Genomic DNA, 13,865 nt, shown 5'->3' on the forward strand with positions numbered 1-13,865 from the left:
TGCTATACCGGAATAATCAATGCGGACGAAGCGCCTTCTTACGCCCACTCGCGTGGCGCTCTCGGTATTCTGTGTCTATGTACTTGTCTGTGGTTGCCATACTGGCGTGTCCGGCGTCTTCTCTGACGTGCTCTTTGGGGCGAGTTTTTACATCTTCTGAAATGCCAGTATGTCGTAACCAGTGGACGGTGGCCACACGCAAGTCATCGGCGTCTGTTCTCATGCCGTCTTCGCACATACGCTCGTAAGCCTTGTCGAAACAATATTGCACGATGTTTCGCACCTGTCTTGAACTTGTCATTGCGCCTTGTCCTCTGTTTTTGGGCACAAGGGGCGTGTTTTCGGCAATGGTGGGCAACAACGGCAGGTCTCTAAAACGTCTGTATCGGATCAGGGCGTTTAACATTTCATCTGATACAGCAACGAGTCGCTCTTTGTTTCCTTTAGACAATACTTTAAACCACCAGTGACCGTCCGAATCTTTAATAAAGTCCCCCATCACGGGCGCTGATCGCTCATCCGCAACAAGTTCAGAAATACGCAAATACATGCCAAGTAGAGCATTCATTATGAAAAGAGTGCGTTCGTGATTGGCTGGGTCTTCCTCGGCCAGCATTTCGGCTGTTTCAATGACGTAATCCCATTGAAGGTTGGAAATACGTCTTACTTGCTTTCGAGTCACTTCTTTTTTTACAAATTTACTTTTTTGTCGAATAAGTGCCACAGGGTTTTGATGGGCGGCGTCTTCTTGCATTAGGAAGCCATAATATGAAGACAAAATTGAAAAGGTGGCGCGAATGGCGGCTTGAGACAGTGAGTGTTGTTTGGCTTGTGGCGTTTCGCCATTTTTAAATTCAAGTTTACTGACGTGGGCGACAAAAGGGCGCCAGTCTGCATTTGCTGTTCTTTGTCCCATGTGCAACTTAAAACGCGCAACGTTCTTGGTACCAATCCAACTTTCTGGAGGGGTAATGCAAAAGTGGATGAACTCTTCAATTTGATCTCTTCTGAGTTCTGTGGATGGGCAATGTGCAATGTTCCAAGACCATAACAACAGCCTTTCTACTTCTCGGCGATATGAGTTGAAGGTTGCTTGCGAACCGTTGTAACTGTAAATAAAACACAGCGCCAGCTGAAGGTCTCTACGGTACTCTGCTTTATTTAGCTGAGGTATGTTTTTGCTGAGTTGCGACACAATGCCTTCAAATTGGGTGAAAGGGTTAGGCAGGTGTTCTAAGTTATCGATCAAAGCAAGTGGGGTCATCATCATTCTTATCCAAATAGTCGCATTAGATTAACAAATTTTTTGATATATCCCTATCGGTTTTGCCTCAAAACGCCTATCTCGCACTCTTATGACGCAATATCGTGTTTATTTATTCCTCATTCTTAGTGCTCTTAGTCTTATTTATTTGATTCATACGAAATTGATGTGATTTTTGTTCAAACTAACGTGCATTTGTTCGTATTTGGAACAAAGGTGGAAGCGTTCTCATCCCTCTTTTATCTTTTTATGAAAGGACTATTATAAATACATCGAAACGATAAACGATTTAGTTTTTAAATATTAATGAATGATCTCACAAGGAGATAAATATGAAAACGTTCACTAAAACAACTTTGGCTCTATTAACTGCAGCAGTAATGACTACGTCAGCATTTGCTGAAACTGGAACAGAGCGTCTTCAAAGTGCAAAAGGCAGTGTTGAAGCATTGGCGACAACATTAGAAAACATGGGTGCAGCTGTTAATACAGATGTTAACTTGAATGGTGCATATACATTTGATCAAAAAGTAGCGGTTTATAATGAAAAACACGCTGAATTACAGGATCAATTTGACGCTCTTCACGCCCAAACAGCTGAATAATTCATCCCATTATCATTGTCTTAGAATTAAATATTATTAAGGAATACAATTATGAATAACCTAAATAAAGCAATGCTTGCCTTCGTTACAGCTTCTGCAATGTCAACTTCTGTTTTTGCAGCGAGTGAATCTGCTTCAGAGCGTATCCAAAGCGCAAAAGGCAGCGTTGAAGCTTTGTCTGTGACTCTAGAAAACATGGGTGCTGATGTTGATTCAAGTGTTAACCTTAAAGGTGCTTACACAGCGGATCAGAAAGTGTCTGTATACAATGCAAAACACGCTGAGCTTCAAGCGCAATTTGATGAGCTTCACGCGCAATCTGCAGAATAATGCGATGTTCTAAGTTCTAAAAAGCCAAACGTTTGTTTGGCTTTTTTGTTGCTTTTCTATTACTTTTTATTTTTATTATTTGTCTTCCTCTAAATCCTCTTTTTTCTCTGCCTCTGCGATTAATTTAAATTCCTCTTCGGTATATATTATTGTGTTTTTTTCGCTACTAGCTGCGTCTCTTTTTGCTCTTTGAATCAAATATTGTGCGGATTTACCTTTTCCCTGACTAAAATCCAACATGGCTCGATAATACAGTGCCATTGGAATGTTGTTTGATGATTTATAATATTGAATATTTGCTCGCCACACTAGGCGGCGCTCATAAAGAAAATTTGAGCGAACGTAGATGGGTTTGCTCTGGGTTAATTGAGAATAAAGCATAGAAAACATAACGTTGTTAGGATCAATGTCTAATCTCTTTTGGACAATGTCGAGTCCTTTTTCATTATTGCTGGTGGCGCTCAAACTAAGTGCTTGAAGGTAATCCGTAAAGTTATTGTGGTTTTCAAGCTTGTCTAAGAAATCAACGGACCGTTCAGGGGATTGGATCAGGTAAGAGAACAACGCTTTGGCAAAATTTTTTGCATCATTGTCACGAATCTCTTGATCTAAATAGGCATAGGGTTTGTCTTCAATTCCGGCTCTATAAGCCAAAAGGCTGGCGCGGAAGAATTCAAAATCAGTGTGTTCTTTTTTACTTAAAATGGTGTTTTTTTTGTCCGTCGAAAAAGAATCCGACATTCGAGAGTTTGGGGAGGGGTGTGTTGACAAGAATTCTAGCTTGGGGCGACCTAAAGCTTCTTTAAAGAACGCTTGGAATAGTTTTCTCATTCCTTCCGGTGCCAATCCTGCATCATGTAAATACTCTTGTCCCTGTCTATCGGCTTCTTGTTCTTGATTGCGGCTATACGTTAGGGTGTTTTCTGCTTGATTGGCGATTCCGCCTAGCCATAACGCGCTAGTGGCATCGGATCCTGCTCCTGCAAGCGCGACTGCAATCCCTGCTCCTAACATCATCAATGTTTTTTGCAGCTCTTCACCTGAATGCTGTTGCTGTCTTTCATAGTGCCTTAAATCAAGGTGGGCAATTTCATGAGCCAGTAAACCAAACAGCATGTCTTCTTCGCTGATCATTTCCATGATGTCAGAGTAGATAAATAAATGATTCCCCGGAATGACAAAAGCATTGCTTTGTGAACTGTTTAAAAGGGTCATTTCCACCGTTGTGTTGTACAAGTTGGTTTGCGGAAGAATGCGTGAAATGGTGTCCTTGAGGTAATCGTAAGCTGGAGGAAAGTCGATCAAAGCCCGACTACCATTTAGTTTGCGAAACCAGTATTGTCCTAGGATGTATGAAGGATTAGATAAGGCTCTTTCGTCTTGATTGGCTTCTAGATCTGGTATGCTAGCGTTTGTAAAAGTAGTTGTAAAAACAAGGGTTAAGAGCGCGAACCCTGTTGTAACGTTTCGAAATAGTCTCATAATACGGCAAATGCATTGGGTGGATGAATAATAAAATGACGGTCAATTTAGAGAATCAGTATGACGTAATCTTGGATGCAAGAGAAGATCGTTGCCCAATGCCCTTGCTAAAAGCCAAAATGGCTTTAAACAGAATGTCAGCAGGTGAGTGTCTGTGTCTTAGGGCAGGGGACGCGGGTTCTTTGAAAGATATCCCGCAATACGTGGCGTTGGTTGGTTTTTCTTTGCTGGAAATGCGCGAAGAAGAGAGTGAATATACCTTCGTGATTCAAAAACACTGAACGAGTCTAGTATGTTTAAAATTGTAGATACGTTGATTAAACGATATTTTTCTAATGAAGAAGTGGTGGTCTTTCTACTTTTGCTGATGGCAACGGTTTGTGTTTTGGCGTTTTGGGGTGGGATTTTAGCGCCTATCTTGATTGCAATCGTGTTGGCTTTTTTGCTGCAAGGTGTGGTGGATCGTTTACAGCGGCTTGGTCTTGGTCATTTGACTTCGGTACTGATTGTATTTTCCAGCTTTATCACAGCCTGTACCGTGTTTATTGGGGTGATGGTGCCGATACTGTGGCGACAAGCTGTGCGTTTTGTGCAAGATGCCCCCAGAATGTTTACAGTGATTCGTGATGAAATACAGCAATTTGCAGAAGGGCATAGCGACCTTGTGAGTCAGTCTGCGATTGATGAATTGATCAATTCATTGGCAAACGAATCGACCAATCTAGGGCAATGGCTGGTGTCCTTTTCTTTGTCGAGTATTCCGTCTTTATTTTCTGTGGTGATTTATGTGGTTTTGGTGCCTTTAGTGATGTTTTTCTTGCTAAAGGACCAAGAGCGTATATTGAGTTATTTAACCTCATGGTTGCCAAAAGAAAGAAAAATGATGCGAAACATTGCTCACGAAATGAACGATCAAATTGCCAATTACATACGTGGTAAGTTCATTGAAATGATTGTTGTTGGGGCAGTTACCTACGTTGTATTTTTGATCTTTGGCTTAAAGTACGCGGAGTTGTTGGCGTTGCTTGTTGGCCTATCTGTGCTGATTCCATACATAGGGGCGGCTGCGGTCACGATTCCAGTGGTGTTGGTGGCGTTTTATCAATACGGTACGCAAAATGATTTTATATATGTAGTGGTTGCGTATTTGGTGGTTCAGGCCTTAGACGGCAATGTGCTTGTGCCGTTGCTGTTTTCTGAAGCGGTTAATTTACATCCACTGGCGATCATTGTTGCTGTGTTGTTTTTTGGTGGTATTTGGGGTTTTTGGGGAATATTTTTCGCCATTCCACTAGCTACATTGGTCAAAGCAATTATTAATGCGTGGCCGAACCAAGAGCAGTTAACGTATTAAGCTTTTTACGCCTTTAGACTTTGGTTTTTGCGGTTAAAAACATGCCCGTTCAGTGTAGAACGGGCATTTTTATTATGTGTTTACTGTTGCAAGTAAAACACTGTATGGCGGTAAGACGACGGTATTGTGATGGTCCACATAGCCACTTGGAATGGCTTCTGGAAGCGTTAAAACCGTCAATGTTTGTTCAACAGGCAGAATTTTGTCTTGGTGTGACGTGTTGATCGCGACATACAAACGTTTGCCTTGGAAACTGCGCAAGAAAGTAAGGGTGGTGTCATCGTTGTACAAAAACTCTATGTCACCGAATCGCAGTTCTGGATGGCCACGTCTAACATGCAGAAAATCACGGTAGGCATGCAAAACAGAATCGCGATTGCCATCTTGCACATCAACCGCCAGAGCACGTTGTGATTCAGCTATGGGTAACCAGGGTTGATTGTTTTGAGTAAAGCCGCCTAATGTTTCATTTTTCCATGGAAGAGGCGTTCTGCAACCGTCTCTTCCTTTAAATTCTGGCCAAAAAGCGATCCCAAATGGATCCACCAATTGATCAAATTCAAGTTCTGCTTCGGGTAAGCCCAGTTCTTCTCCTTGGTATAAGCACACACTTCCTCTTAGCGTTAAGAGCATCGCCATGTAAATTTTACTTTTTGCGATTGGGTCGTGATTGTTCCCCCAGCGAGTCGCTACTCGTTCCACATCATGGTTGCCGATTGACCAGCATGGCCAGCCATCGCCCAGTCCGGCTTCTATAGTCTGCATTGTGTTGCGAATGTGTGTCATCGAGGAGTCGTGGGTGAGTAAGTCAAAGGAGTAGCACATGTGTAATTTGTCTCCTCCTTGAGTGTAGGCCGCCATCGTTTCGAGAGCAAAATCACAGCCGACTTCACCCACTGTCGTGGTATTGGGGTAATGATCCAGTAAGCCTCGTAAACGTTGCAAAAAGCCGATATTTTCAGGTCTAGATTTATCGTAAAGGTGAAGTTGGTAAGCGTATGGATTGTCGAGACGAACGCCAATACTGCCTTCGACTACATCTTCTTTTGGTGGGTTGTTGCGAAGTTCGACATCATGATAATAGTAATTGGCAGTATCTAAACGAAATCCATCTACGCCGCGCTTGAGCCAGAATTCAACGGTTTCTAATAGCGCGTCTACAACGTCAGGGTTATGGAAATTCAAATCAGGCTGACTGTCTAAAAAATTATGCAGATAATATTGTTTGCGGCGACTGTCCCAGTGCCAAGCTGGTCCACCAAACACTGAGAGCCAATTATTCGGGACAGTGCCATCCGAATTCGCGTCTGCCCAAATGTACCAATCGGCTTTAGCGTTAGCATGATTGCTACGAGATTCAACAAACCAAGGGTGTTGGTCTGAGCTGTGATTCAGCACCTGATCAATCATGACCTTTAATCCATGTTGGTGGGCTGACTCTATTAGTGCATCGAAATCACTCATGTCGCCAAAAATAGGGTCTACGTCACAATAATCAGACACATCGTAACCAAAGTCTTTCATTGGAGAGGTGAAAAAAGGCGAGAGCCAAATCGCATCAACGCCCAATGAGGCAATATAGTCCATTTTTGCGGTGACACCGGGTAGGTCGCCAATGCCATCGTTATTCGAATCAAAAAAACTTCTGGGATAAACCTGATAAATGACTGCGCCACGCCACCACTCTTGATTATTAGTCATGATTTTTCTCTCTTAAAATAGGGAAGTTTTGGTATAAGCGCTAACAGAATTAGTTAGATTTATAGAGGATAGGTTCCATTCTCTGTCGTGCTTTTTGTTGCTGTTTCCAGCATACTCAATGATTCCTATTAATGCATACTTATTTGCCGTTATAACCTACCAAATTTCTGGTTTTTCTGGAGCTCTGATGTTTTCTGAAAATGCTCGTCCTGTGGCATGGCCCCTTGTTCTTTTTTTACTTTTTTTCTGTGCCTTGGTAGGCGTCATGATGCCTTATATTTCGATGTATTATAAATCGATTGGTTTAAGTGCCTCTGAAATTGGCCGTTTAATGTCGACGTTTACTTTGTCGGGTATTGTCATTCCGCATTTTTGGGGGTGGTTGACGGCAAAAGTAGGGCTGCCAAAGCGCATACTCAGCTTGGGATATTGGGCTGCTTTGTTGCCGTGATTCCTTTTAACTGGAGTAATGAATTCGAAACTTTGTGGTTATTAACGTGCACTATGGCGCTGTTTTACTCGGCGTTGATCCCTATGACTGACTCTCTGGCTGTGAGAAGCATAAGACACTTAGACGTACCGTACACTCGATTGCGAGTTGGTGGTTCGATAGGGTATGTGTTTGCAGTGACGGGTGCGGGTTTCTTGATTGGACAATTTGGTACCGTTGTTGTCATTCCGACCATGTGTACTTTTCTTGCTTTAGCGGTGGTGACGTCGTTTTTTCTGAAAGAACAAGCGTATGAAGTTAATACGCAAAAAGCGACCACCTCCTTTATGGCTCTAGTGAAGACCCCAGAGTCAATGTTGTTCTTTACGCTGGCTTTTTTGGCTTTTATGTCCCACGCGCCATTCAATGTCTTTTTTGCGGTGCATTTATCAAACCTCGGATACAGCGGTCAGTCTATTGGTCTATTAATGGCGCTTGGCGTCGTGATTGAGATTTTTTTGTTTTTGTTTTTGGCAACACCATTAAAAAATTCGATGTTGTGCACATTATCATGTTGTGTTTCGTTTGTGGTGTTGTTCGTTGGGTATTGGTTGGGTGGTTCGCTTCTATTGTTTGGGTATTGGTGCTTACCCAGTTGCTGCATTGTGTCACTTTTGCTTTGTTTCATATGGTGTCAATTGAACAAATTCGTCGATTGTTTCCTGAGCGTTATGCTGGTCAAGGGCAAGCCATGTACAGTGCTTTCGCGATAGGTTTGGGTGGCGGTTTGGGGATGGTGATTGCTGGATATTTGTGGGAGTGGATCGGTGGCGCGTGGGTGTTTACAGCCGCCGCCTGTGTTAGCGCGTCGGCGCTGGCAATTATAATACTCAGCCAGCGCCGTTGAAAAAATGGCCATGTTACATTGTACTGCTGTCATTTTTTAATAATTCGATAAAGGCAATGGCAGCACGGCTAAGCGTTCTTTGCTTGTGATGAATAACACCTAACTCTCTTTCTACGTTCAGATCGGCAAGGTTAAGTACAACCAATTTGTCATCAACTAAAGTAGACGGTAGCAAAGACCATCCCCAGCCAATACCTACCAGCATGGCCAATGTTTCTAGATTGTTGGTATTCATACGGACTTTGGGTTTTAGTCCTTGTTTACCGAACGCTTGCTCGGCAATTTGCCTGGTAAACGTGTTTTTATTTGGCAGTACACATGCGTGTTTCGCTAGCTCGATAAGCGTTAGATTGTTAGATGACGCCAGTGGGTGATCTTGACTGACAACACATGTCAACGGATCGGACCAGATCGGCAAGGATTCTATAAGCGCGTTTTCTTTATTAGATAAGGTAATGATCCCTAATTCAGCGCGTCCTTTCAAAACATCTTGGTAGGCTTCTTCTGATTGAACAAATTCAATTTCCAATTGCGCGCTTGGAAAGTCTTCTTGGAATCGTTTGAGAAATTTCGGTAGACGGTGCAAGCCAATGTGATGGCCGGTTGAAATGCGTAATTCGCCGCTCACATCTTGCATTTGCAATGTCATACTGCGTTTTATGTCTTGTAGATCTTCCGCCATTTTTATTGCTTTGGGGAGAAGGCGTATACCGGCTTCAGTCAATTGCACTTGGCGTCCTATTCGATCAAAAAGCGTAACCCCTAAGTTACTTTCTAGTGCCGCAATGCGTTTGCTGACAGCGGGCTGAGTCACGAATAGTTGGGCGCCCGCTTCCGAAAAGGAGCTGGTTTCGGCGACTTTTATAAAGGTGAGTAGCTCTGCAATGTCTATCATTCCAAAAAATTATCCAAAATATGAAAAATATGAATTTGAGTAATTTAAGTCAAAGTTTTAGGATAGCGCAATAGATTTCTGAGGAGAGAACTTATGTCAGCGAAAACCCTTTACGACAAGCTGTGGGATAGCCACCTTGTTCAGCAACGAGATGACGGCAGCGCTTTGATTTATATCGATTTACAGCTGCTTCATGAAGTGACATCACCACAGGCTTTTGAAGGTCTTCGATTGGCTGGGCGTAAGCCTTGGCGTGTGTCTTCAAGCTTGGCAACACCAGACCATAACGTACCGACAACTAAGAAAGAGCGAATTTCGGGTGTTGATGGTATTGAAGACCCAGTTTCTAAGATCCAAGTAACGACTTTGGACGATAACTGCAATGAATTCGGTATCACTGAATTCAACATGAAAGACATTCGCCAAGGAATCGTGCACGTTGTTGGGCCAGAGCAGGGTGCAACGCTTCCAGGCATGACGGTTGTGTGTGGCGATTCACATACATCCACGCACGGTGCGTTTGGTGCTTTAGCACATGGTATCGGTACCTCTGAAGTTGAGCACGTTTTAGCGACTCAGTGTTTGGTGCAGAAGAAAAGCCGTAACATGTTGGTTCGCGTGGATGGTGAATTATCACCTTGGGTTTCGGCGAAAGACGTTGTGTTAGCTATTATCGGTGCGATCGGAACCGCCGGCGGAACAGGCTTTGCGATTGAATTTGGCGGAACAGGTATTCAATCTTTGTCGATGGAAGGTCGTATGACCGTTTGTAACATGGCCATTGAAGCCGGCGCGCGCGTTGGTTTGATTGCGGTAGATGATACGACTGTCGAATACGTTAAAGGTCGTCCTTATGCACCAAAAGGGGCTCATTGGGATATGGCGGTAGAGGCTTGGAAAGACCTTGTTTCTGACAAAGACGCGCAATTTGACGAAGTGGTTGTGATCAAAGCGGAAGACATTAAGCCACAAGTCACGTGGGGAACTTCTCCAGAAATGGTTATTGCCATTGATGAACCAATTCCTCGTGCGGAAGATCAGAAAGACCCAGTGAAAAAAGAAGGCTACGCGCGTGCTTGGAAATACATGGGTCTAGAAGGCAAAACTATGTTGTCTGATGTGGTTCTAGATCGTGTTTTCATTGGTTCTTGTACAAACTCTCGTATTGAAGATTTACGTATTGCCGCTGAAGTTGTTAAAGGCCGTAAAGTTGCTTCTACACTTAAGCAAGCGATTGTTGTGCCTGGCTCTGGTTTGGTAAAAGCGCAAGCGGAAAAAGAAGGCTTGCATGAAATTTTCGAAGCCGCTGGATTAGAATGGCGTGAGCCGGGTTGTTCTATGTGTTTGGCAATGAACGCTGACAAACTAGGTGCTGGCGAACATTGTGCGTCTACGTCCAACCGTAACTTTGAAGGTCGTCAAGGCTTTGGTGGTCGTACGCATTTGGTTAGTCCTGCAATGGCCGCGGCGGCAGCGATTGCTGGCCATTTTGTTGATGTTAATGAGTTTGTTAAACACTAGGAGAACAGTATGCGTCCTTTTACTAAACATACAGGTCTAGCCGCTCCTTTGGATTTGGCGAACGTTGATACTGATATGATCATTCCAAAACAGTTCTTGAAATCCATCAAGCGCACTGGTTTTGGTAAGAATTTATTTGATGAACTTCGTTATGAAGACGAAGGACAGCCAGACCAAGAATGCGATGGTCGTCCTATTCGTAAGGATTTTGTGTTAAACCAAGATCGTTACAAAGGTGCGAGTGTATTGTTGGCACGTCAGAACTTTGGTTGTGGTTCTAGCCGTGAACACGCGCCTTGGGCATTAGATGATTATGGTTTCCGTTCCATTATTGCGCCCAGCTTTGCGGATATTTTTTACAACAACTGTTTCAAAAATGGCTTGTTGCCTATCGTATTACAAGCCGAAGAAGTGGATCAATTGTTTGCAGAAGTGGCATTACGTGAAGGCGCTCAAGTGATTGTTGACCTTGAAAACCAAACCGTCACTTCGCCTTCTGGTGCGACATTCGAATTTAATGTCGATAATTTCCGTAAACATTGTTTGTTGAATGGTTTAGACGATATCGGCTTAACGTTACAGCAAGATGCCGCGATCCGTCGTTACGAAGAAAAACGCATGAATGATGCGCCGTGGCTTTTCTTGCCACGCGGTCAATAGTTTTCAAAACAACATATTAGAAGACAGATTTTTAAAGGGTTTAACATGACTAAGAATGTATTGGTATTGCCGGGCGACGGTATTGGTCCAGAAATCGTAGCGCAAGCGGTTCGAGTATTGGATGCAGTGAATGAGCAGTTTTCTTTGAATATTCAGCATGAAAGCGCTTTAGTCGGTGGCTCTGCTTACGATGAGACTGGCTCTCCGTTGCCAGAAGCTACATTAACAAAGGCGAAAGCGGCTGATGCTATTTTGCTTGGTGCGGTTGGTGGCCCTAAGTGGGATAAGTTAGACATGTCAGTTCGCCCTGAAAAAGGCTTACTTGGTTTGCGTTCTAACCTAGAGCTATTTTCGAATCTTCGTCCTGCGATTCTATACCCACAGCTAGCTGATGCGTCTAGCTTGAAGCCAGAAATCGTTGCAGGTTTGGATATTCTGATTGTTCGTGAGCTAACGGGTGGTATTTATTTTGGTCAGCCTCGTGGGATTCGTACGTTAGAAAATGGCGAACGTGAAGGCTTCAATACCTATGTCTACAGCGAATCAGAAATTCGTCGTATCGGTCGTTCTGCTTTCGAAGCGGCTCGTCAGCGTGGTAAGCGTGTTTGTTCTATTGATAAATCCAACGTGCTAGAAGTGACGGTACTTTGGAAAGAAGTCATGGAAGAAGTATCGAAAGAGTATCCAGACGTCGAATTGACTCATATGCTAGTCGATAATGCTGCTATGCAGCTTGTTCGAGCGCCAAAACAGTTTGATGTAATGGTTACTGGCAATATGTTTGGTGATATCCTTTCTGATGCGGCTGCGATGTTGACAGGTTCTATTGGTATGCTACCTTCTGCTTCTCTTGATGCGGAAGGTCGCGGTATGTATGAGCCATGTCACGGCTCTGCGCCAGACATTGCAGGCAAAGGAATCGCTAACCCATTGGCGACAATTTTGTCAGTTGCTATGATGTTGCGTTATTCTTTAGACGCAAAAGAAGCCGCCGATGCTATTGAAGCAGCGGTAAGCAAGGTTCTAGATCTAGGTCTTAGAACGGCAGATATTGCATCAGAAGGGTGCGAAACTGTTAGTACGCAAGCCATGGGCGATGCCGTACTTAACGCGTTAACAGCGCAGCATTAAAAAGCTTAATATCATAACGATATTGGGTATTCATTAGGGATACTGCTCTTGGTATGAGTGGCCCCACAAAAAAAGGTAACGTTAACCATGTCAAAACACACTGTAGGTTTAGTCGGATGGCGCGGAATGGTCGGTTCCGTGTTGATGCAACGCATGATGGAAGAAAAAGACTTTGATCATATTGATCCTGTTTTTTTCACGACATCTCAAACGGGGCAGAAAGGTCCAGAAATTGGTAAAGATATTCCATTGCTTCAAGATGCCAGCGACATCGAAGCATTGAAGAAAATGGATATTATTATTACCTGTCAAGGCGGGGATTACACCAAGGCTATTTACCCACAGTTGCGCAATGCTGGTTGGAAAGGTTACTGGATTGATGCGGCGTCATCACTTCGCATGGAAAAAGACGCAATTATTGTGCTTGATCCAGTGAACTTAAACGTTATCAAGCAAGGTTTGAATAGCGGCGTTAAAACTTTTGTGGGTGGTAACTGTACGGTTAGCTTGATGCTATTGGCGCTAGGTGGGTTGTTTGAGAAGGGCCATATCGAGTGGATGACTTCTATGACTTACCAAGCCGCTTCTGGTGGTGGTGCGCGCCACATGCGTGAATTGATTAATCAAATGGGCATGTTGCAAGGTTCTGTTGCTTCTGAGCTTGCTGATCCTGCTAGTGCGATTCTTGAAATTGATCGTAAAGTGGCAGAGACAATGCGCTCTGGTAATTTGCCGACGGATCAGTTTGGTGTTCCGCTAGCGGGCTCTTTGATCCCTTACATTGATAGTCAGCTTGATAACGGCCAGAGCCGTGAAGAGTGGAAAGCACAGGCTGAGTGTAACAAGATCTTAGGTATCAACGGGAAACCTATTCCTGTAGATGGTCTATGTGTTCGTATCGGTGCGATGCGTTGTCATAGTCAGGCTTACACGATCAAGCTAAACAAAGACATCCCTGTTGCGGATATCGAAGGAATGCTTGCAGAGCATAATGATTGGGTGAGTGTGGTTCCTAATGATAAGCAAGCGACTATGGAGCGTTTAACTCCTACGGCTGCCACTGGAACATTGACTATTCCAGTTGGTCGTATTCGTAAGCTGAATATGGGACCTGAGTACATTAGTGCTTTCTCTGTTGGTGACCAGTTGTTGTGGGGCGCTGCAGAGCCTCTACGTCGTATGTTACGGATTTTGCTAAACGACTAGTCGCGTATTTTTCTAGGCTAACCGAAACGCCAGTCTTAACCGACTGGCGTTTTTTTTGCTGATTTTTAATGTTCCGCTATATGGCAGGTGCAATTCTTCTCTCATTTGTTTTTAGGCTGCTACACTTACCTAGCGACTGATTGAATAAGATCACTTCGCGGTTAAAACTAAAGCTTGCTATAGGTGTAAAAAATATTTATTTTAATGAAAGAGCGATTGAATGCTTTGCTCTTTTAAAGTGGTATGGTATTGATATATAAAGTGTTTAAGGAGTATAAGTGGCTTTCTTCGGTGTTTTTGTTTGTTCATGATCTTGAACAAGTTTTTACATTACAGGCATTGAAATTAGATCACTTCATCCATAGATTATAGGTAAGGG

Annotated in this window: 12 protein-coding genes and 1 pseudogene; 9 read left to right on the forward strand and 4 right to left on the reverse strand. The window is 43.5% G+C overall.

Going from position 1 to position 13,865, the window contains the following annotated elements; translation table 11 throughout:
• Positions 1-16 precede the first annotated feature (16 nt).
• Entirely contained in the window at positions 17-1,264 is a 1,248-nt protein-coding gene (locus N5P32_RS03315) for a tyrosine-type recombinase/integrase (protein ID WP_265727993.1), read from the reverse strand.
• Positions 1,265-1,596: 332 nt separating this feature from the next.
• Between N5P32_RS03315 and N5P32_RS03320 the strand changes: the two genes are divergently transcribed.
• Together N5P32_RS03320 and N5P32_RS03325 are read left to right on the forward strand one after the other, a co-directional pair.
• On the forward strand, positions 1,597-1,869 hold the full coding sequence (locus N5P32_RS03320; RefSeq protein ID WP_265727758.1) for a hypothetical protein: 273 nt from the start codon (positions 1,597-1,599) through the stop codon (positions 1,867-1,869).
• A 51-nt stretch (positions 1,870-1,920) separates the two neighbouring features.
• Positions 1,921-2,199 carry a hypothetical protein gene (locus N5P32_RS03325; RefSeq protein WP_265727759.1) on the forward strand — a complete coding sequence of 93 codons (279 nt, stop codon included), beginning with the start codon at positions 1,921-1,923 and terminating at the stop codon, positions 2,197-2,199.
• A gap of 75 nt (positions 2,200-2,274) precedes the next feature.
• Here the strand turns inward: N5P32_RS03325 and N5P32_RS03330 are convergent, their stop codons facing one another.
• Positions 2,275-3,504, reverse strand: a complete 1,230-nt coding sequence (locus tag N5P32_RS03330; protein ID WP_265727760.1) for a M48 family metalloprotease — start codon at positions 3,502-3,504, stop codon at positions 2,275-2,277.
• A gap of 212 nt (positions 3,505-3,716) precedes the next feature.
• On the opposite strand from N5P32_RS03330, the gene N5P32_RS03335 reads away from it, so the two are divergent.
• Positions 3,717-3,962, forward strand: a complete 246-nt coding sequence (locus N5P32_RS03335) for a sulfurtransferase TusA family protein (RefSeq protein WP_265727761.1) — start codon at positions 3,717-3,719, stop codon at positions 3,960-3,962.
• A gap of 11 nt (positions 3,963-3,973) precedes the next feature.
• Positions 3,974-5,035 carry an AI-2E family transporter gene (locus N5P32_RS03340; protein WP_265727762.1) on the forward strand — a complete coding sequence of 354 codons (1,062 nt, stop codon included), beginning with the start codon at positions 3,974-3,976 and terminating at the stop codon, positions 5,033-5,035.
• 72 nt (positions 5,036-5,107) lie between these two features.
• Here N5P32_RS03340 and N5P32_RS03345 read toward each other — a convergent pair whose 3' ends face one another.
• Positions 5,108-6,736 (reverse strand): alpha-glucosidase, encoded by a 1,629-nt coding sequence (locus tag N5P32_RS03345; RefSeq protein ID WP_265727763.1) that lies wholly within the window; start codon positions 6,734-6,736, stop codon positions 5,108-5,110.
• Between the two features lie 268 nt (positions 6,737-7,004).
• Here N5P32_RS03345 and N5P32_RS03355 point away from each other — a divergent pair.
• Positions 7,005-8,073 (forward strand): annotated as a pseudogene (locus N5P32_RS03355) (MFS transporter).
• A 13-nt stretch (positions 8,074-8,086) separates the two neighbouring features.
• Here N5P32_RS03355 and N5P32_RS03360 read toward each other — a convergent pair.
• Positions 8,087-8,968 carry a LysR family transcriptional regulator gene (locus N5P32_RS03360; protein WP_265727765.1) on the reverse strand — a complete coding sequence of 294 codons (882 nt, stop codon included), beginning with the start codon at positions 8,966-8,968 and terminating at the stop codon, positions 8,087-8,089.
• 93 nt (positions 8,969-9,061) lie between these two features.
• On the opposite strand from N5P32_RS03360, the gene leuC reads away from it, so the two are divergent.
• The 4 genes from leuC (at position 9,062) to asd (ending at position 13,486) form a co-directional block, all read left to right on the forward strand.
• Positions 9,062-10,489, forward strand: a complete 1,428-nt coding sequence (leuC, locus tag N5P32_RS03365) for a 3-isopropylmalate dehydratase large subunit (protein ID WP_265727766.1) — start codon at positions 9,062-9,064, stop codon at positions 10,487-10,489.
• A 9-nt stretch (positions 10,490-10,498) separates the two neighbouring features.
• Complete coding sequence (leuD, locus tag N5P32_RS03370) at positions 10,499-11,149, forward strand: 3-isopropylmalate dehydratase small subunit (protein ID WP_265727767.1); 651 nt, start codon at positions 10,499-10,501, stop codon at positions 11,147-11,149.
• 45 nt (positions 11,150-11,194) lie between these two features.
• The gene (leuB, locus tag N5P32_RS03375; protein ID WP_265727768.1) at positions 11,195-12,280 is read left to right on the forward strand and encodes a 3-isopropylmalate dehydrogenase; all 1,086 of its coding nucleotides are present in this window, start codon (positions 11,195-11,197) and stop codon (positions 12,278-12,280) included.
• A gap of 87 nt (positions 12,281-12,367) precedes the next feature.
• Positions 12,368-13,486, forward strand: a complete 1,119-nt coding sequence (gene asd, locus N5P32_RS03380) for an aspartate-semialdehyde dehydrogenase (protein WP_265727769.1) — start codon at positions 12,368-12,370, stop codon at positions 13,484-13,486.
• Positions 13,487-13,865: the final 379 nt, after the last annotated feature.

Source organism: Marinomonas pontica (assembly GCF_026191375.1).
GTDB lineage: Bacteria > Pseudomonadota > Gammaproteobacteria > Pseudomonadales > Marinomonadaceae > Marinomonas > Marinomonas pontica.